This window comes from Flavobacterium sp. EDS (assembly GCF_020991525.1).
Classification (GTDB): Bacteria; Bacteroidota; Bacteroidia; order Flavobacteriales; family Flavobacteriaceae; genus Flavobacterium.
In genome coordinates, this window is record NZ_JAJMOZ010000003.1 from 73,739 (window position 1) to 95,045 (window position 21,307).

General features: G+C 32.2%; 16 protein-coding genes. 11 read left to right on the plus strand and 5 right to left on the minus strand.

All coding sequences use genetic code 11. From position 1 onward, the window contains the following. Positions 1 to 48: 48 nt before the first annotated feature. The 11 genes from LPB87_RS05735 to LPB87_RS05785 all read left to right on the plus strand — a co-directional run bounded on the left by LPB87_RS05735 (position 49) and on the right by LPB87_RS05785 (position 17,856). Positions 49 to 2,793: a histidine kinase gene (locus LPB87_RS05735; protein ID WP_230605242.1), complete on the plus strand. Its 2,745-nt coding sequence runs from the start codon at positions 49 to 51 to the stop codon at positions 2,791 to 2,793. A 244-nt stretch (positions 2,794 to 3,037) separates the two neighbouring features. Then, positions 3,038 to 6,061, plus strand: a complete 3,024-nt coding sequence (locus LPB87_RS05740) for a TonB-dependent receptor (protein WP_129538035.1) — start codon at positions 3,038 to 3,040, stop codon at positions 6,059 to 6,061. A 4-nt stretch (positions 6,062 to 6,065) separates the two neighbouring features. Further along, complete coding sequence (locus LPB87_RS05745; protein WP_230605243.1) at positions 6,066 to 7,487, plus strand: RagB/SusD family nutrient uptake outer membrane protein; 1,422 nt, start codon at positions 6,066 to 6,068, stop codon at positions 7,485 to 7,487. A 73-nt stretch (positions 7,488 to 7,560) separates the two neighbouring features. After that, positions 7,561 to 8,934, plus strand: a complete 1,374-nt coding sequence (locus LPB87_RS05750) for a glucoamylase family protein (protein WP_230605244.1) — start codon at positions 7,561 to 7,563, stop codon at positions 8,932 to 8,934. 15 nt (positions 8,935 to 8,949) lie between these two features. Beyond that, positions 8,950 to 9,651, plus strand: coding sequence for a prolyl oligopeptidase family serine peptidase (locus tag LPB87_RS05755; RefSeq protein WP_230605245.1), 702 nt, complete (start codon positions 8,950 to 8,952; stop codon positions 9,649 to 9,651). 10 nt (positions 9,652 to 9,661) lie between these two features. After that, a complete protein-coding gene (gene bglX / locus LPB87_RS05760; RefSeq protein ID WP_230605246.1) occupies positions 9,662 to 11,962 on the plus strand; it encodes a beta-glucosidase BglX in 2,301 nt (766 codons plus the stop codon). A gap of 127 nt (positions 11,963 to 12,089) precedes the next feature. Next, positions 12,090 to 12,872, plus strand: coding sequence for a glycerophosphodiester phosphodiesterase family protein (locus tag LPB87_RS05765; RefSeq protein ID WP_230605247.1), 783 nt, complete (start codon positions 12,090 to 12,092; stop codon positions 12,870 to 12,872). Positions 12,873 to 12,918: 46 nt separating this feature from the next. Further along, on the plus strand, positions 12,919 to 14,853 hold the full coding sequence (locus LPB87_RS05770) for a family 43 glycosylhydrolase (protein WP_230605248.1): 1,935 nt from the start codon (positions 12,919 to 12,921) through the stop codon (positions 14,851 to 14,853). Between the two features lie 121 nt (positions 14,854 to 14,974). Then, positions 14,975 to 16,354 (plus strand): M20/M25/M40 family metallo-hydrolase, encoded by a 1,380-nt coding sequence (locus LPB87_RS05775; RefSeq protein ID WP_129538039.1) that lies wholly within the window; start codon positions 14,975 to 14,977, stop codon positions 16,352 to 16,354. Between the two features lie 217 nt (positions 16,355 to 16,571). Next, positions 16,572 to 17,321, plus strand: a complete 750-nt coding sequence (locus tag LPB87_RS05780; RefSeq protein ID WP_230605249.1) for an SDR family NAD(P)-dependent oxidoreductase — start codon at positions 16,572 to 16,574, stop codon at positions 17,319 to 17,321. A gap of 85 nt (positions 17,322 to 17,406) precedes the next feature. Next, a complete protein-coding gene (locus LPB87_RS05785) occupies positions 17,407 to 17,856 on the plus strand; it encodes a MarR family transcriptional regulator (RefSeq protein ID WP_230605250.1) in 450 nt (149 codons plus the stop codon). 227 nt (positions 17,857 to 18,083) lie between these two features. Here LPB87_RS05785 and creD read toward each other — a convergent pair whose 3' ends face one another. From creD to LPB87_RS05810, 5 genes are all read right to left on the minus strand, one after another. After that, entirely contained in the window at positions 18,084 to 19,439 is a 1,356-nt protein-coding gene (gene creD / locus LPB87_RS05790; RefSeq protein ID WP_230605251.1) for a cell envelope integrity protein CreD, read from the minus strand. A 20-nt stretch (positions 19,440 to 19,459) separates the two neighbouring features. Next, positions 19,460 to 19,777 carry a hypothetical protein gene (locus LPB87_RS05795; RefSeq protein ID WP_230605252.1) on the minus strand — a complete coding sequence of 106 codons (318 nt, stop codon included), beginning with the start codon at positions 19,775 to 19,777 and terminating at the stop codon, positions 19,460 to 19,462. A 4-nt stretch (positions 19,778 to 19,781) separates the two neighbouring features. Then, positions 19,782 to 20,234 carry a hypothetical protein gene (locus tag LPB87_RS05800; protein WP_230605253.1) on the minus strand — a complete coding sequence of 151 codons (453 nt, stop codon included), beginning with the start codon at positions 20,232 to 20,234 and terminating at the stop codon, positions 19,782 to 19,784. A gap of 67 nt (positions 20,235 to 20,301) precedes the next feature. Further along, positions 20,302 to 20,598, minus strand: coding sequence for a transcriptional regulator (locus LPB87_RS05805; protein ID WP_035625903.1), 297 nt, complete (start codon positions 20,596 to 20,598; stop codon positions 20,302 to 20,304). Between the two features lie 3 nt (positions 20,599 to 20,601). Next, positions 20,602 to 21,291, minus strand: coding sequence for a YiiX family permuted papain-like enzyme (locus tag LPB87_RS05810; RefSeq protein WP_129538045.1), 690 nt, complete (start codon positions 21,289 to 21,291; stop codon positions 20,602 to 20,604). Positions 21,292 to 21,307: the final 16 nt, after the last annotated feature.

Consider the following 21,307-nt stretch of genomic DNA (forward strand, 5'->3'; position numbering starts at 1 on the left):
TGAAAAATTGAATAAATGTGATTATATTTGAACACAAATACCAATATTTTGAAATCAAATCTTCTTAAGTTATTTTTCCTTCTTTTCATAACTTTTCAAATTCAAGCTCAAGAGTTACTTCCCTTTGTAGAAAATTATAATAAATCTAGTTACGAAGGAGACAACCAGACATGGAGTGTTGCACAAGGAAATGATAATGCAATGTATTTTGCAAATAATCATTACTTGGTACGATATAATGGAGTTGTTTGGGAAAAATATACATTACCAAATAAAACAATCATTCGATCAATTATGGTTGATGGTGATAAAGTTTATTCAGGATCTTATAAAGAATTTGGATATTGGTATCGACAAGATGGAAAAATGAAGTACGTTTCTGTGTCTAAAAACAGAGGTGTATTTGATGAGAATGAGAATGAAGAAGTATGGAAAATTTTTAAACTTAATGATTTAATTTATTTCCAATCATTCAATCAAATCTTTATTTATGACGGAAAATCAATCCAGAAAACGAAATTGCCATTTTTGATTTCCTACTGTTTTATTGTAGATAATCAATTGCTTGTTGCTTCTGTTGAGCATGGTGTTTTTGTTCTTAACGGAAACAAGTTAAATCCAGTAAAAGGTTGGGGAGCAATAAAAAATAATGTCATTCATGCTATTGAAAAACATCGAAACAAAACATACATCTTTACCCATAAAAAAGGAATTTTTGTGGATGATAGAGGGATTTTAACAGCTTGGAATAATCCATTAAATGAGGTCTTAAAAAATGCAAATATTAATGTTGCCCGTTTTTTAAAAAATAATAAACTTATAATTGGTACAGCTGGAGAAGGGATTTATATGTTTGATTTTAACGATAATTCTTTTAAAAACATCAATAGAAAAAATGTGTTGATGAACAATTCCATTTTAAGTATCGGACTAGATAAAGAAGATGATTTATGGTTAGGATTAGATAATGGAATAGCTCATATTGAAGTTACCTCACCAGTTTCTATTTTTTATGATAATTCGGGAGTTTTAGGATCTGTATATTCCGTAGTTAATATCGATAAAGAGTATTTAATGGCATCTAATCATGGTGTTTTTAAGTATGCAGATAAGAAACTTTCTTTGATTCCTAATAGTCAAGGGCAAGCGTGGAATATAAGCAAAGTAGATAATAGGTATTTTATAGGCCATAATGAAGGAACATTTTTGTATGAAAACGGGAAGTTCTCTAAGTTAAATACAATAAACGGAGGATGGAATTTCACCAAAAGTAGTATTGGTAATTCTTATTTTCAAGCAACTTATAGTGGTGTTGTTGTTTATAAGGATAGTAACAATCTGGAAGAAAAAGTAGTTCTAAAAGGATTAATGAAACCTATAAAATATGTAGCTCAGAACAAAAAAAATGAAGTATGGGCTGCTGATAATTATAGGGGATTATATAGAATCTTGTATAATAACAATTATGAAACAGAGAAAGTAGAAAATGTTACACAGCACAGTAAAATTGGAAATGATTTTGGTGTAAAAATATTTGAGTTCAGAAATGAAATTCTGTTTTTAATAAATAAAACGTGGTACACTTATAACTCGATCACCAATCAATTAGAAAACAATGAGCTTTTTAATTATAATTTTAAGAATATTTCAGATGTAGCCGCTATAGATGAAAATCATTTTATATTGTTACAAGACGGGCTTTTGTACCATATTTATGCAAATGGAAATAAATTTATTTGGAATAGTATTCAGGAAAAATACTATAAAGGTAAAATCATTAATGAGAATCTGAATATATTTAAGGATAAGAACAATTACTTATTGAATTTAGACGATGGTTTTATATCCTTTAAGCTAAAAGAGATAAATAAACTAAAATTAGATTTAAAGGTCGAGGTATTCAATGATGAAAACTTAATTGAAAATAATTCAAGAATAAATTATAATTCAGAATTACGAATAAATGTTATCTCTGGTTTATTCGGGGCAACTAAGCCAAACTTATTTTATAAAATTAATGATGAAAATAATTTTAGATCTATAAAAGATGGTTTGATAGTTTTAAATAACTTAAATAGTGGATCACATAATATCGAGATATATAATCATGATGGTTTAAGTTACAGTAAAATTTCAAGTTTTAATTTTTTTGTCGCTAAACCGTGGTATTTTTCTTTTTGGATGCTTTTATTGTACCTGTCTTTTATAGCAGGTGTCTTATATGTTTACTATAGATGGAATAAAATGCGGTATTTGCAAAAATTAGAATTAAGAGAAGAGGAACTAAGACATCAGAAAGAAATTCTAGAAATGGAATTGAAAGCTGAGCATGATTTGAACAGTCAAGAGTACCAAAAACATATTCTTGAACTTGAATTGCAAACCAAATCATCAGAGGTTGCAGGTAAATCACTTTCTATTGCTAAACAAGGAGAAATGATTGAGAAGATCCAAAGCATTCTTGACTCAGAAACAGATTTTAATAAACTTAAAAGTGAAATTAAAAAAGCTATAAAAATAAATGCTGTTAATAAGCATGAGTGGGAAATTTTTGAAAACAATCTAAATCAAATTCATAATGAGTTTGTGACAAACCTCTCTCAAAAATATCCAAATTTAACTTCGAAGGATATTAAGCTTTGTATTTATTTAAAAATGAATCTTTCTTCAAAAGAGATAGCTCCTTTACTGAATATTTCATTTAGAGGAGTAGAGCTACATCGTTATCGATTAAGAAAGAAATTGAACTTAGTTCAGGATGAAAACCTTTCTAATTTTTTATTGAATCTATAAAAACATCTTAGTTTTTTAGAGATAATGCATTATTTAACTTTAATTTATGTCAAATTACAATACATCATTACTACATCATCATGATGTAGAGTGGTGTATTTTTGTTTTGTTTAAATACTTGTTTATTAGGTAATTGGTGTGTGTTTTGTATGTTTTGATGTATTCATGTAGTATTTCTATTTAACGTACTATAACGTTGTAATTATCTAAGTTTGACGAACTAACTTTAACAATTTATTAATATATGAGAAATCTTATTTTTAGCTTATTAGCACTCATTCTACTTCCAGCCTATATGTCTGGTCAAGTAATTAAAGGTAAGGTTTTAGATTCACAAGGTATGGCAATTCCAGGAACAATGGTTGTCGCCACAGAATCTAGAACTTCTACAGACACAGATTTTGATGGTAATTTTGAGATCAAAGCCAAAGTAGGCGAGCCTTTAAAGATTAGCATGGTTGGATTTGAAGCCCTAGTGATAAACGCAACTTCAACTCCTATGAGTATTGTTCTGAAAGAATCTCAAGATACAGCTTTAAAAGAGGTTGTAGTTATAGGATACGGAACTCAAAAAAAATCAGACATTACGGGGGCAATCACTGTAGTTTCTCAAAAAGATTTAGAAAATAGACCTAATGCCAGTGCAGTGAGTTCACTTCAAGGAAAAGTTGCCGGGGTTTCTATTGTTAACTCAGGAAGTCCAGGTGGACAGCCAAAAGTGAGTGTAAGAGGAATCGGTAGTATTTCTGGTGGAGATGTGCTTTACGTTGTTGATGGAGTAATAACTAATGATATTTCTTATCTTAATCCAAATGATATTGATAAGATGAGTATCCTTAAAGATGCTTCAAGTTCAGCTATTTATGGTATTAGAGCAGCAAACGGAGTTATAGTAATAACAACTAAACTAGGAAGAAAAGGCGTTGCTGAGAATATCAAATTCAGTTATGATTCTAATCTTGGAATTCAGACTCCTACTAATGTGCCAAAGTTTGCAAATGCATCAGATTATGTACAACTTTATAACGAAAAACTACAGTTTGAAGGAAATACAGATCCATCGAAAGTATTGACTTTAGGTCAATTTAATGGAGTTGATACAAACTGGATGGATGAAATTTTAAGAAAGACTTCTTTGATTAATTCTCACAATCTAGGTATTAGTGGTGCTTCAGAAAAAGCAAGATACGCTATGGGTATAGGTTACTTTACTCAAGACGGTATCATGAATGCAGGTAAAGGAGTAAGTTCTGGAGAAGATTACAAAAGAATAACTGCACGTTTTAATACTTCTTATGATGTATCTGACAGATTTAGAGTTGGAGCTAATTTAGCATACTCTAAATCAGATTCAAATGATGCAAATGCACCTTTTCAAACAGCAAGAATTACACCACCTGTAGTTCCTGTATATAATGATGATGGTTCTTACGGTAAAGTTCCTACTGGTTCTGGTTTAGGTACGGCTGGAGATAATAATGCAAGAATGATGTTGGATTTATATAGAGGTAAAACTAATATAACAAGAACATTGTTAGGCGGATATGCTGAATATGACGTTTTGAAAGATTTAACTTATAAGGTTAATATTTCTAGAGATTTTGAAACTTCTTCTGCGTATATCTATACTCCAGAATTCATGCCTCTTACATCAGCTATACTTAGAAACAGTAAGCTTATAAAAAATGATGCTACAAGAGATAATCTTTTGACAGAAAATACTCTTACATGGACAAAATCTTTTGATAAACATAGAATTGTAGCTTTAGCAGGTGCGAGTCGCGAAAGCAGAAAAACCAGAAACACTTCATTCTCAGTAATTGATGTTCCTTTTTTTGGTTCTGATGAAACTTTATATTTAAATTTAGGTAATTCATTAACTGACTTATTAGCAGATAAACCTGGAGATCAAGGAAGTGAAACTCGTTTCCAATCTTATTTTGGACGTGTACAATATGCTTTTGATGATAAATACCTTTTTAATGCAACTGTTCGTCGTGACGGAGCTTCAGTTTATAATTTTGATGGAAATCAAAAATCAGCTACTTTTCCTTCTGTAGGTCTTGGATGGGTTATTAGTAAAGAAAAGTTCATGGAGAATTTAGGCGTAGATTTCTTGAAAATTAAAGGAAGCTGGGGTAAATTAGGAAATGCAACTATTACAAGACAGTTTGATAATACTGCATCTACAATGTCAGGTGCATTTTTCGGAAATCCTTCTCAAGTAAATTCAGCAATATCTATCACTAAATTAGTAGATCCATCAATTGAATGGGAGGTTGTTACTGGTACTGATATAGGAATTGAATTAAGAATGTTAAAAGATCGTTTGTCTATTGAAGCAGGTTACTATAAAAAAGAAACTAAAGACGCTATTTTTAATATTACTAATTTAAGTACATCTGGGTTAGGAGGAAATTATTATACTAATGCTGGTTCATTTGAAAATAAAGGAGTTGAATTTTCTGCGACTTGGAATGATAAAATAGGTGAAAAATTCACATATTCTGTTTATGGGAACTTTACAACAATCAAAAACCAAATTACAGATGTAATAGGTGGATCATTCTTTAATACAGGACCTAGTTTGTTTGGTAATCCTGTGAAAAGATATGAAAAAGGACAAGAAGTAGGAGCTTACTATGGTTTCCAAACTGATGGGGTTATTCAAACTCAAGCTGAAGCAACTGCTTTAGGATCAAAAGTTGGAGCATTAAAATTTAAAGATATAGATGAAAATGGTGTAATTGACAATAATGATAAAACATTTTTAGGAAGTCCAATTCCTGATGTAACTTATGGTTTTGGAGTAAATTTAGCATATTCAAATGTTGATTTAGCATTAGAATTTCAAGGAGTTGCAGGAAATGAAATATATAATTTTAATAGAAATTCTCGTTTTGGTAATGAAAATTGGGACCAAGATTTCGTAAATAATCGTTGGACAGTTTCTAATCCTTCTAATACTTATCCTGCAGCAAATTCAGATCAAAATTCTTCTCGCCCTAGTTCATTTTACGTAGAAAAGGGAGATTACTTTAGAGTAAGAACGATACAATTAGGGTACACTTTACCTGAAAGTTTATTAAGTAGAATTAAAATCGAAAAATTACGCTTTTATTTAAGCGCACAAAATCCATTTACTGCATTTAAATACAATGGTTTTTCTCCTGAATTAGGAAATCAAACTATTGAAAACTTAGGAGTTGATAATAATGCTTACCCATTATCAGCTACATACAGTTTTGGTATTAACTTAAATTTTTAATAAAATGAGAAAAATAATTTTTACACTTTTTGGAGTAGCACTTTTAAGTGCTTGTAGCGAAAGCTATCTTGATATAAAGCCAGAAGATCAAATCAAAAGCGAAAACTTCTTCAAAACAAAAGAAGATGCTTTAGCTTCTGTAAGTGCAATTTATACTAATCTTAGAACTTGGGATTTAGCGGCTTTTGCTCCAATTATTTTGTCTGTATCTTCTGATGATGCTGATAAAGGTAGTTCACCTGGAGATGCTCCTTTCTTTGATGATATCAAAAACTTTACGTTTACTGCATCTGCAGGGATTATTGAAGGATATTGGTCTGGACAATTTAGAGGTGTTAATTTAGCTAATCAAACAATTACTAATGTCCCAAATATTGATATGGATGACGCCTTGAAAACAAGGTTGCTTGCTGAAGCACGTTTTTTTAGAGCATACCATTATTTTAATTTAGTTAAGCTTTATGGTGGAGTGCCTATATACGATGGACTTCCTGCTGATGGAAATTATAACCGTCCAAGAAACTCAAAAGATGAAGTTTACAACTTTATTTTGGCTGATCTTAAGTTTGCAGAGGAAAACTTACCAGCTAATTATGGAGCTACAGATATTGGTAGAGCAACAAAAGGCGCTGCAAGAGCATATGAAGCAAAAGCGCATATGTATTTAGGAAATTGGGATAAAGTACTTTCTATTACTAATCAAGTAATGGGAATGGGATATGGCTTGTTGCCAAGTTATAACAGTGTTTTCCGTATTGAATTTGAAAATAGTATAGAATCGATTTTAGAAGTACAATGTACTTATGTTTCTGGGAATTGTGATTTATCAAATTCTCAATTTTCTCAAGTGCAAGGAGTAAGAGATCAATTTGGATGGGGATTCAATGTTCCTTCTCAGAATTTATCTGATTCTTATGAGGCAGGTGACGTACGTAGAGATGCAACTATTATTTATAGAGGCGAAACCACTCCTGAAAAAGATTATATTAAACCAACAGGTGATAACCCAATGTACAACCAAAAAGCATATGTCCCATCTGGACAAATAGGAAACTGTTCTGAAGGTTCTGAGCAAAACATTAGACTAATGCGTTTTGCAGAAGTTCTTTTGATGAATGCTGAAGCAGCAAATGAAATTGGAGATACAGGGTTAGCTTTAGCTTCTGTTAATAAGATTAGACAAAGAGCATCGTTACCAGCTTTAACATCTATGTCTAAGGATCAACTACGTCTAGCTATTTGGAAGGAAAGAAGATCAGAAATGGGTATGGAGAATGATCGATTTTTAGATCTAGTACGTCAAGGTAGAGGACCAGCTGTTTTAGGACCTCAAGGATTTACGGCTGGGAAAAATGAACTTTTCCCAATTCCAGCTCAGGCTATTTCATTGAGTAACGGTATTTTAAAACAAAACCCTGGTTACTAATTAAAATACAAAAATATCACTTCCTTCATCTACTGAAGGAAGTGATTATTTATTAATGGCATAAATTTTTATAATGATTAGAATTTCAGTTTTATTAGTCTCGTTTGTTTTTTTTAGTTGTGGTTCGCATGCGACTATATCAGAAGATGGTGCAGTAGTAACTCCAGAAGTTGTAAAGTTAACAGACGAAGAGCTTATTGAGCTCGTGCAGAAACAAACCTTTAAATATTTTTGGGATTATGCCGAACCAAACTCAGGCTTGGCGAGAGAGCGTTATCATCCTGATGGGGTTTATCCCGAAAATGATGCTAATGTTGTTACGACCGGAGGTTCTGGTTTTGGGTTAATGGCAATCGTATCAGGAATGTCAAGAGGGTACATTACTAAAAAAGAAGGTGTTGATAGACTGAATAAAATAGCTGATTTCCTAGACAAAGCTGACCGTTTTCACGGAGCTTGGTCGCATTGGATAGATGGAAATACAGGAAAAGTAAAGCCATTTGGAACTAAAGATAATGGAGGAGATTTAGTTGAAACTTCATTTTTAGTTAGCGGAATGCTTACAGTTCGCGAATATTTAAAAGACGGTTCAGAAGCCGAAAAAGCAGTTGCTAAAAAATACGATGTACTTTGGAAAGGTGTAGATTGGAAATGGTACACTAATAACAAGAATTTCTTGTACTGGCACTGGTCGCCTACTTATGATTGGCAAATGAATTTTCCTCTAGAAGGATATAACGAATGTTTAATTACTTACATATTGGCGGCAGCTTCGCCAACACACCCAATTACGCCGAAAGAATACCACGAAGGTTGGGCAAGAAATGGGGGAATAGTTACGGATAAAACCAAATATAATATTCCCCTAATTCTAAAACACAATGGAGCTGAAGAATTTGGAGGTCCTTTATTCTGGGCACATTATTCGTATGTTGGACTTGATCCAAATCAATTAACTGATAAATATGCAAACTATTGGGATCTTAATGTAAATCACGTTAAAATCGATTATGAGTATTGTGTAGAGAATCCTAAGAAATTTAAAGGATATGGTTCTGATTATTGGGGATTAACCGCATCATATTCTAGAAATCCTGATGGGACCATAGGTTACAATGCACATATGCCAAGTAATGATGTAGGAGTTATTGCACCAACAGCAGCAATAAGTTCTATTGTTTATACACCAAAAGAATCTATTGCAGTGATGCGTAATTTATATGAAAATCATAAAAAAGATACTTGGGGAGTAGCAGGATTTTATGATGCCAGTAGCTTACAATATGGTTGGACTGCACAACGCTACTTGGCCATAGACCAAGGTCCTGAAGTAGTAATGTTAGAAAACTATCGTTCAGGTTTATTATGGAAATTATTTATGAATGCTCCAGAAGTTAAACAAGGATTGATAGGCTTAGGTTTCCACTCAGGTAAATACGGATTCTAGAAAAACAACCATAATATGAAGCATAAATTAGCAGTAGTAGCTCTATTATTTTCGTTCATTTCTTTTGCTCAAACAACTGTAAATGGGAAGATCAAAACCGAAATCATTCAAAAACATGAACTAGGGTACGCATTGCATATTCCAGCGGATATAAAAGAGAAGAAACCATTGCTAATTTTTCTTCATGGTTCAGGCGAAAAAGGATCAGATATAGAGAAAGTAAAAATTCATGGTCCATTTAAGTATTTAAAAGACCATAAACTCGATGCTTATGTCCTTGCTCCGCAATGTCCAGAGAACGAAGAATGGGATGCAGAAGTTTTATATCGATTGATATTAAAAATCCAAAAAGAAAATAATATCGACTCAGATAGAATTTATGTAACAGGATTAAGTCTGGGAGGTTGGGGAACATGGAATCTAGCTTTTGCACATCCGGATATGTTTGCAGCAATAGTTCCTATTTCGGGATTTGTAGATTTAATTCAATTAGAACAGACCTGTAAAATAGCAAAGATTCCAACACGAATTTTTCATGGATTAATGGATGATGTCGTGAATATAGATTATGCTATTACAATTTATAAAGAATTAAAAAAATGTAATAGCAATGTAGAGTTGACCATTTTTGATGACGCAGGTCATGATAGTTGGTCAAGAGTATATGACAACCAGGAAATTTATGACTGGATGTTTAAACAAGTAAGAAATAAATAAAACCCATAGAATGAAAAACAAATTAGTAATACTCTTTTTAGGATGTGCTTTTTTGAGTTATGCTCAAAAAAAAGAAGCCAAAAAAACGGTAAAAATTAAGCCAAGATCTGAGTTCGTTTCAGAGTTGATGTCAAAAATGACAGTAGATGAAAAAATCGGACAGTTAAATTTACCAACATCAGGAGATATAACAACAGGTCAGGCTAATAGTTCTAATGTTGCTAAAAATATTGAAGAAGGTAAAGTAGGAGGCTTATTTAATATTAAATCAGTTCAAAAAATTAAAGAAGTACAAAAGATTGCAGTCGAAAAAAGCCGATTGAAAATTCCTTTGCTTTTTGGTATGGATGTCATTCATGGTTACGAAACTACATTTCCTATTCCGCTAGGATTATCTTGTATTTGGGATATGAAAGCGATAGAAAGAAGTGCTCAAATTGCGGCAAAAGAAGCTAGTGCCGATGGTATCAACTGGACATTCTCTCCTATGGTAGATATTTCTCGTGATCCACGTTGGGGTAGAGTTTCTGAAGGTTCAGGAGAAGATCCGTACTTAGGTAGCGAAATTGCAAAAGCAATGGTTAATGGATACCAACAACATGATCTTTCAAAAAACAATACGATTTTATCATGTGTAAAACACTTTGCTTTATATGGTGCACCAGAAGCAGGACGTGATTACAACACGGTAGATATGAGTAAAATAAGAATGTATAATGAATATTTCCCTCCATATAAAGCAGCGATAGATGCAGGAGTAGGTTCAGTTATGGCTTCTTTTAATGAAGTTGACGGAATTCCTGCAACTGGAAGTAAATGGCTTATGACAGATGTTTTAAGAAAAGAGTGGGGTTTTAAAGGATTTGTAGTTACAGATTATACAGGAATTCCAGAAATGATTGATCATGGAATGGGAGATTTACAAACTGTATCAGCATTAGCATTAAACGCAGGTGTAGAGATGGATATGGTAGGAGAAGGATTTCTTACGACATTAAAAAAATCATTGGCAGAGAATAAAGTAAGTATGGCACAATTAGACAATGCAGTACGCCTTATTCTTGAAGCTAAATATGATTTAGGATTGTTTGAAGATCCATATAAATACTGTGATCCAAAAAGAGCTAAAACAGAAATTTTTACAGCAAGTCATAGAGCCGAAGCTAGAAAAATTTCTTCACAATCTTTGGTTTTATTGAAAAATGAAAATCAATTATTGCCTTTAAAAAAATCAGGAACTATTGCAGTAATTGGACCATTGGCAGATGCCAAAGAAAATATGCCAGGTACTTGGAGTGTTGCTACAAATATGAAAACTGCTATTTCATTATTAGCAGGAATTAAAGATGTTGCAGGAAAATCTACAAATGTGCTTTATGCAAAAGGAAGTAATCTTGATTACGATGCAGAATTTGAAAAAAACGCAACGATGTTTGGTAAAACACTATATCGTGATAACAGAACTAAAGAAGAGTTGCTTGCAGAGGCCTTAAAAGTGGCGTCACAATCGGATGTAATTGTAGCAGCAATTGGAGAATCTGCAGAGATGAGCGGAGAAAGCAGTAGTAGAACTAATTTAGAAATTCCACAAGCACAAAAAGATCTATTACAAGCATTATTAAAAACAGGAAAACCAGTTGTTGTAGTTTTATTTGATGGCCGCCCATTAGTAATAAAAGAAGAAAGCGAAACTGTTCCAGCAATTCTTAATGTTTGGTTCGCAGGAAGTGAAGCAGGACACGCAATTGCAGATGTTTTGTTTGGAGATGAAAATCCTTCAGGAAAATTAACATCAACATTCCCAAGAAGCGTAGGACAAGTGCCTATTTATTATAACCAAAAAAATACAGGAAGACCATTAGTAAACAAAGAAGGGAAATTTGAGAAATTCAGATCAAACTTTATTGACGAAAGAAATGAGCCTTTATATGCTTTTGGTTATGGATTAAGTTATACAACTTTTGATTATTCAAACTTAAAAATTTCATCTGATAAAATGAACTTTACAGGAAAATTAAATGTTACCGTTGATGTTACAAATACAGGAAATTATGATGGTAAAGAAGTAGTTCAATTATACATAAGAGATTTAGTAGGATCAGTTACAAGACCAGTAAGAGAACTTAAAGGTTTCCAAAAAATTGATATTAAAAAAGGAGAAAAAAGAACTGTGAATTTTGAAATTACTGTTGAGGATTTGAAATTTTACAATTCAGATTTAAAATTTATTGCAGAACCAGGTCAATTCGACATATATGTTGGAACTGATTCAAATGCAGATAAGAAAGTTAGTTTTGAGTTAATCAATTAATTGGTTAGATTGATTCGTGTTTGGCCCTTCGTATTGGTTTCGAAGGGCCTTTTTTTTAACTTAAAAGGGCGCATTTTTAAAGAAACTCGCTTCCTATTAACTATTTTTAACCTTAAAAAATTTTACCATGAATACTATTAAAATATTTCGCGTATTTCTAATACTAATACTATTTGTTTTTACATCATGTAATGTAACAAAAAATGGGATTGTTGCACATCGTGGAGCATGGAAAAAAAATAATTTACCAGAAAACTCTATAGCAGCACTTAGGCATGCTATCGATTTAAAAGCAGTGGGGGCAGAATTTGATGTAGTTATGACAGCTGATGATTCGCTTGTTATAAATCACGATCCACATTATAATAAGCTAATTGTAGAAGAGACAAAATATGCAGACTTGATTAAGTTTAAACTTTCTAATGGAGAAAAGCTACCAACGTTGCGAGAGTATATTCTAGAAGGACTAAAAAATAACAAACACACAACTTTAGTTTGTGAAATAAAACCTTCGGGAGTAAGTAAAGAAAGAGGAAAAAAAATTGCATTAAAAGCTGTTGAAATAGTTAAGAGCCTTAAGGCTGAAAAAATAACTACTTATATCAGTTTTGATTATGACATCTTGAAACAAATTCGCGAAGTCGATTCTAAAACAACATTACAATATTTAGAAGGTAATAAATCGCCGAAGGAAGTAAAAAAAGATAAAATTACTGGTGTAGATTATCATTATTCAGTATTTAAAAAACATCCAGATTGGATAAAAGAAGCAAAGGATAATAAGATCACCTTAAATGTATGGACGGTTAACGATATTAACGATATGGATTGGATTATCGAGAATAATTTTAACTATATAACCACCAATGAACCTGAGTTATTAAGTGAAAGAATAAAGATTAAAAAATAGATTTTTATAAGATTCTATTAAACTTATCTATAAATTATAAAACGATATGATGAAAAATAACTATAAACTATACTCAATAGCACTTTTGTTGCTTTTGGTTGGATGTAAAATTCATAGATCAGAACCTAAAACGAACCTTTTTGGAAAGACAGAATGGTTTGATCCAAACAAACCTGTATCAACATATTGTAATCCTGTAAATATTGGATACAATTACACCACCGAAAATCATAATGGAATTCCAGAATCGCGTCGTTCGAGTGCAGATCCAGTGATAATTACTTATAAAAACGAGTACTATTTATTTGGAACCAATCAAGCAGGATTCTTTTGGAGTAAAGATATGTCCAATTGGGAATTTGTTTATGGTAGTTTCCAGAGACGACCAGCCGATGATGATCAATGTGCACCAGCAGCTTGGGTTGTAAATGACACGATGTTTTATGTAGGTTCAACATGGAAAAAAGATCATCCTATTTGGAAAACAGCTGACCCAAAATCGGGTCGTTGGACAAGACATGTCAATACAGCAATGTTGCCAACTTGGGATCCTGCAATTTTTCAGGACGATGATAAAAAAGTGTATATGTATTATGGTTCAAGCGGGAAATTACCACTTGTAGGTACAGAAGTAGATTATAAAACATGGCTTCCAGTAGGAAATCAGGCAGATTATGCAAAACTATACGCAGCAACAGAAGTAGAAGATATTCAGCGTCCATATGGCGAAATAAAAGAAGTTGTGGGCTTAGATCCTGCAAATCATGGATGGGAACGTTTTGGACCTAATAATGATATGGAGCCTGCACCTTGGGGGAATTTTATCGAAGGAGCGTGGATGACAAAACACAATGGGAAATATTATATGCAATACGGAGCACCAGCTACAGAGTTTAAAGGCTATGCCAATGGAGTACATGTAGGAGATCATCCGTTAGGTCCATTTGTATACCAAAAACACAATCCGATGTCATATAAACCAGGAGGATTTGTAATCGGTGCTGGACACGGAAATACCTTTGCTGATAATTATGGCAATTACTGGAATACAGGAACGTGTAAAATCTCTATAAAAGACCGTTTTGAACGTCGTATCGATATGTTTCCAGCAGGATTCGATAAAGATGATGTAATGTATTCTATTACATCATACGGAGATTTTCCGATAGTATTACCAACGAAACAACGTGATCAGACCAAAGGAACTTCTTCAGGCTGGATGTTACTTTCGTATAAAAAGCCTGTAACCGTTTCTTCTTCAGAAGAATGTATGGAAGTTCAAACGCATAGAGTTGATAACGGTGGAAAAAAGGTATTTGAGAAATTTTGCTACGATGCTAAGAATTTGACTGATGAAGATATTCAAACCTATTGGTCAGCAAAAACGAGCAATCCGGGCGAATGGTTGCAACTTGATTTAGGCAGAAAGATGCAAATAAAGGCACTGCAAATTAATTATGCCGATCATAAAGCAACACAATACAATAAGGCAATGGATATCTATTATCAGTATAAGATATTTATGTCTGACGATGCTGTAAATTGGACTTTGGTTATAGATAAATCTAGAAATGACAAAGATGTACCGCATGATTATGTAGAGCTAACAAAATCGATTAATGCGCGTTATATAAAAATGGTAAACATACATAATGCTTCAGGATTATTTGCAGTGTCTGATTTTAGAGTTTTTGGAAATGGATTATTAGAAAAACCAAAGCCAGTCTCGGAGTTTAAAGTTGACAGAAGTTCGACTGACTCTCGTAATGCAATGATTTCATGGAAAAAACAACCAGATGCAATTGGCTATACTATTCATTACGGAATTGATCCAAATAAATTATACAACAGCATAATGGTTTATGATGAAAGTAAGTATGATTTTAGAGGTTTAGATAAAGGCACAAAATATTACTTTACAATTGAAGCTTTTAATGAGAATGGAATTAGTGTAAAAAATGAAATCATCGAAGTGAAATAATTACAGATTCTATTTTCAGAAAACGTATAGAAAAACGTACCAGAGTTACAAAGAAATTTGTCTATTTTTGAAATTAAAAGAACTTCTAAAAGTTAACTAATTTCAAAAAGCCATATAACCAATGAAAAAAACATCTTTATTAACTATTTTATTTTTAAGTGGATTAACTGCATTTGCACAAACTCCCGATGAAAAAAATATTAAATCTATTTACAAATCAGCTTTAACTAACTCTAAATGTTATACATGGTTAGAATACCTGTCTAATGATATCGGAGGGCGCTTGTCAGGCTCAACGAACGCAGCTGAGGCAGTGCAGTACACAAAAAATCAGTTAGAAAGTATAGGTCTAGACAGAGTATATCTTCAGGAAGTAATGGTGCCACATTGGGTTCGTGGAGAAAAAGAAACGGCTTATATTTTAGATAATAAAATTAAAATTGAAGTACCAATTACAGCATTGGGAGGATCGATCGCAACACCAAAAACAGGAGTTACTGCAGAGGTAATCGAAGTACAAGGAATAAAAGAATTAAATGAACTAGGAGCTAAAGTAAAAGGTAAAATAGTATTCTTTAACCGACCAATGGATCCTGAAAATGTTGAAACATTTAAATCATACGGAGGTTGTGTAGATCAAAGATATGCAGGAGCAAAAGAAGCAGCTAAATTTGGAGCAGTAGGAACAATTGTACGTTCTATGAATTTGAGATTAGATGATTTTCCACATACAGGAACACAAAGTTATGGGGATTTGCCAAAATCAGAATACATACCAACCGCCGCAATAAGTACAAATGGAGCTGAATTATTAAGTAAATCTTTAAAGAAAAATCCAACGCTAAAGTTTTATTTCAAACAATCTTGCGAGCAATTACCAGATGTATTATCACATAACGTAATAGGAGAAATGAAAGGAACTGAGAATCCACAAAACATTATGATTGTTGGAGGACATCTTGATTCTTGGGATTTAGCCGATGGTTCACATGATGATGGAGCCGGAGTAGTACAAAGCATGGAAGTAGTACGTATCCTTAAAAATTTAGGTTATAAACCTAAAAATACAATTCGTGTAGTCTTGTTTATGAATGAGGAAAATGGAGGTAGAGGTGGAGCTATGTATGAAGAAATGGCACAAAAAAATAAAGAGAACCATATTTTTGCTTTAGAGAGTGATTCAGGAGGATTCAGTCCAAGAGGATTCTCATTTGAAACAGATGATGAAAACTTTAAGAAAATCGAAAGTTACAAAGGATTATTTGAGCCTTATTTGATACATAGTTTTGTAAAAGGGCACAGTGGTTCAGACATTGGACACTTAACGTCTAAAACGCTTGTTAAAGCAGGTTTAAAGCCAGATTCGCAACGTTACTTTGATTATCACCATGCAGCCAATGATAAATTTGATGCAATCAACAAAAGAGAACTAGAGCTTGGAGCCGCAACAATGGCTTCATTAGTATATCTAATCGATCAAAACGGAATCTTAACGAAATAATTAGATTCTAATTAAAAAAAAACAAGTCACTTAATTTGAATTGCCTCCAAAAAGTAATGTACTATTTGGAGGCATTTTTTTGTTTAAGTTTTTTATTGTTATGTGTTTGATTTATATAGTTTTTTAGTTTTATGCTTAATTTAACTATTTATTGACTAGACATTGATGACTAATCATTAAATTTGATTTTTAATCGAATAACTTAAAAATATAAAAGATGAAACGTTTTGAAAATAAAGTTGCTTTTATTACTGGAGGGAATTCAGGAATAGGTAAAGTTTCAGCTCTTGCAATTGCAAAAGAAGGGGCTGTAGTAATGATTACTGATTTAAGTGAAACTTCTCAGGTAGTACAAGAAATAATAAAAGCAGGTGGTAAAGCTGCGTATGTAAAATGCGATGTTTCTAAACCTGAAGAAGTGGAACATGCGGTAAATGAAACAGTAAGAATTTTTGGGAGATTGGATGTGGCTCTTAATAATGCAGGTATTGTGGACACAAGTTTAAGTCATGTTAATGAAAAAACACTTGAAGAGTGGAATAAAGTAATTGCAGTAAATTTGAGCGGTGTGTTTTACGGTATGAAATATCAGATTGCGCAAATGCGTAAACAAGGCGGAGGATCAATCGTTAATATCGGTTCAGTGATGAGTCAGGTTACAGATATGGGAATCGCCTCGTATGTTTCTTCAAAACATGGTGTGGTAGGGTTAACGAAAGCAGCAGCTCTAGAAAACGGAACAGAAAATATTCGTGTTAATATAATTGGCCCAGGATATATTGAAACTCCTATATTAATGGACAATGCAGGATCTGGCGCAGCCGAGTATTTAAAATCAAAAACAGCAATGAAACGATTAGGGAAACCAGAAGAGATAGCTAAAACATTTTTATTTTTAGCGTCAGATGATGCCAGCTATTGTACAGGAGCCTATTTGCCTGTAGATGGGGGCTATTTAATTCAATAATTAGTATCTTTGAAAGATGTTTAAAGGAAAAAGAAGGAGAATAGCTTCTTCTTTTTTTTTGTAATCTTGTTTTACAGATAAAATTATGGCTTTTGATAAAAAACAGACTCTTCCTTCTATAAAAAGAGAATTAGGATTAAATCTACTTGAAACTTTCAATTGGGCTTATACTAAATCTCAATTGTTCTTTGCTAGATATGGATTGACTTCTCAGCAATACAATGTCTTAAAAATATTAGCAGAGAATGAAAAAGCGTTATCTACTTCTGATATATTGGCACAAATGGTCGAAAAAAATGCTGGAGTTTCACGTTTGGTAGATCGTTTAGTCTTAAAGAAATTAGTAGTAAAAGAAACTGTAGCATCTGATAAGCGCTTAATTGCAATTATTATCACTAAAGAAGGAGAAACGTTACTGAATAAAGTCAATGAAAATCTTCATGTACTCGATGAGGAAGTATATGGAGCATTATCCGATCAGGAAGCAGATCAGTTAAATTACTTATTGAAGAAAATAAAAAACATAGAAATATAAAAAAATAAGTTATTTCGTTTATTAATGAGTTAAGTAGGCTTAAAACAGGATAAATAGTAGATTAGTTTTTAAAATATAATTTCAGATAGCTTACTGACTTATAAGCTATCTGAAATTATTTTAAGCTGTTGGATGTAATTATTTTCAGTGCATAAGAGGCATAACCTTCATATCATAAAAGGATATTCCAAATTATACAGCATCCAAATTGTATCTAACTTTTTCAGTTAATTATTACCCCAATCTATTTTTCTAGAAAAGTACATCACTGCTGCAAGAATTAAAAATAAACCTACGCTACCTACCAATAATGCATAATTCTCTAATTGGATAATAACATAAATGAAAGTGTATAATCCGGTGAGTGAAAACCCAATGAATATCGGAAATTTTTTATTCTTTAAAATTGAAAATGAGTACGCTGTAATTAGCGATATAACGGCTATACCAGATAAAATATACGCTTTGGTAAAATTACTATGTTCAGTTATCGAAATTAATAAAGTATAAAACATAATAAGAGCCAAACCAATCATCGAATATTGGAAAATATGAATACTAATTTTGCTCATATTCTGGATTAAAAAGAAAATCAAAAAGGTAAGCCCAATAACAAGAAAACCATATTTAGAGGCACGCTCGTTTTGTTGGTATTGATCTACAGGAATTACAAAGTCAACCCCGAAACTATATGAACTTAAATCAGGCAAAATATCAAAAGCTTGTTGAGAGAATGCTCTGTTGATATGCAAAATTTTCCAATTAGCAATAAATCCAGTTTCGCTTATCTTTTTTGTTTTATCATCCGGCAAGAAATTACCAGTAAAGCTTGGTGAAGCCCAATTAGATTTCATTGCAACATTAGTAGTCTTTCCAATCGGTACAATCTTAATTTGCTTACTACCATTGTAGGTAATGCCAAAGCTATAATCAGTTTTGGGAGCGGATAGTATTTTTGTCAAATCGATATAACCTGTTTCAAGAGCCTCAGTAGTATCAGATTTAGATGAATTATATACAGGTTCAAAAACATAGTGAGTAGCTCCTATATTAATTTTCACTTCCTCTTTTATGCTTTTTAGATTTGTAGTTTTAATTAAAATCGTTGCTTTGTCCCACTGAATAGCCTCTGGAGCAATATTTTTACTGCTAAAATCAGGTCGAATGTAATTACCTTTAAACTTCATATTAGTAGTAAAAACAGCCGACTCGTAATTGTTTCTATTCAGTATTTTTGTATCAATATTCGAATTGATATTTAGTTCTTGAGGAAAAAAGTAAGCATATTTTGTAGATGCTACTTTTTGTTTTACAGTTTCTTTGGTTTTTTCATTTATCGTTACAGTTTCTTCGTAAGAAGTATATGGGATTTTTAATATAGGTCCGTAGATATAGATACTTTCTCCCCATTTGTCATTGATTTCAGAGATAACATCGTTTTGTCTATAAGAGCGTTCCGAAATTAAATTCTTCACATATTCCAGAGGAACTAGCAAAAATAGAGTAAGCAAACCTACCATAATCATCTTGGCAGTATTAGACTGAAAAATAGAAGTGGGTTTTGGAGTTTCGTTTGTTTCCATGGTAAAGTTGTTTTAAGGTTTTATAATAAATTAAGTTTAATAATGATTGTATAATACAAAAGCGCAATAGGAATGTTTGATAATAGAATTAAGATTTTACGACCTATATAGTCCCTTTGACTTGGTAGAGAAATGAAACTCTCTACTAAATGAAATAGCATGATGGCATTAAGAAATAAAGCAGCAACGCTAAAAAGAAAGCCAACAATCAAGATATAAGAGTTGTCTTTTACAAGTACAAACAGTGCAAAAAAGAGCGAACAAATTATAAGACTACCAATGGTTAGTTCAGTAGATGCTCTACATTCAAATTTTTCTTCATTAATTAAGTTTTTCATAGTTTTAGATTTTAAAAGTTTTTTGAATTGATAGAATAGGAGTGGATAACATTTTGGAGAAATCCAAATAATAAAAAGGCATCGCTTTTTTTCCTCTTTTATATTGTTCTAAGAAATAACAAAGTTGTGTAGGATAGAAGACAGTTCCTGACAGAATCACCATATACAAGTACAAACTCTTTTTACGATTTCCCAAAAGATAGTATTGCATACCAATTTCATCTACTACAGAAATTCCAATATTTGTTAGAACATGAATGATATCATGATCCTCTAATTTGGCTTGAATATCAAAGTTATTTCTATGAAGAAAATCCCCCAAACCATATCCTAAACTTCCTTCCGGAAAAGCAAGTAATTGAGACTTGTTTACTTCCCATGGCGCATTTTTCTTCATGTATTTCTGATATGGTTTTCGAGACCATTCATACATTTTCTCTATTAATAAATCTTTCATGTTTTTTCGGGTTAGTTTTCTTTTGAAAGTACTTTGTATTTCAAAGTTAATAGGTAAAAAAAAGGCGCTATTTCTTCTGTATCAATTTTTCAAGAGCGTCAATATGTGCAACAAATGCAAGTTTACCATCTTTAGTGGCCCTATAACTCGTATTGGGTTTTTTGCCAATAAATTGTTTTTGTATTTCAATATAGTTTTCCAATTCTAATGCCTTAGCATGACTAGCTAAGTTACCATCAGTAACGCCTAAGAGCTCTTTCAGAGTGCTAAAATCAGCCGAATCATTGACCATCAATACAGACATGATTCCAAGTCGAATTCGATGGTCAAAGGCTTTATTTATATTTTGAATGATGCTTTTCAATTTTTAGTAGGTATCAATTACGGTTTTTAACAATTTAGAGTCAACAATGTTTGAAGGAGAAACTACAGCTTCCTCAAGCGGAATATTGTTTCCATATCGTTCTTTTAATTTAGCTTTAACTTTTGAATCAGTTAGGTTAAAATCCTTTAATTTCTGCAACGGGCATAATTCGATACCAGCTCCATTTTTATAAATCTTCCAAATTAATTCAGAGCAATACATTTTATCATCAGACCAGCCAAAATAAGAATCGTAGTCACTATTAAGAAAATTTCGACTATAAATTTCCATTTTTTCAATAGTAGTAGGAGTTAAGGCAGTTGTGTCTTTTAATCGTTTTACAAGAAAATCTTGATCTTTACCATGCTGAATCCATTCATCAAGAGGGGTTAGTTTTACAGGTTGAACAGCTTCAAAAACAAAACGCTTGCCGTCTAAAATATAAACGATTCCACAATGAGAAAACTTAGAATTTGTAGCGATCCTGACAGCTTCACATTGGCTAGACTCAGAGGTTTGAAAAATTAAATCACCAGCCTTTATTTTATCCAAAAGAGTATCCTTTAGCTTCGGATTTTCAACAGTTGCTTTCGAAAATGGATCATTCGGAAAAAATTGCTTAGTGATATATAAAGCAAAACAAAAGCTAATAATTAAGGTAACTCCAGCAAAAATATATTTAAATTTTTTCATGTTTTACTTTTTGAAT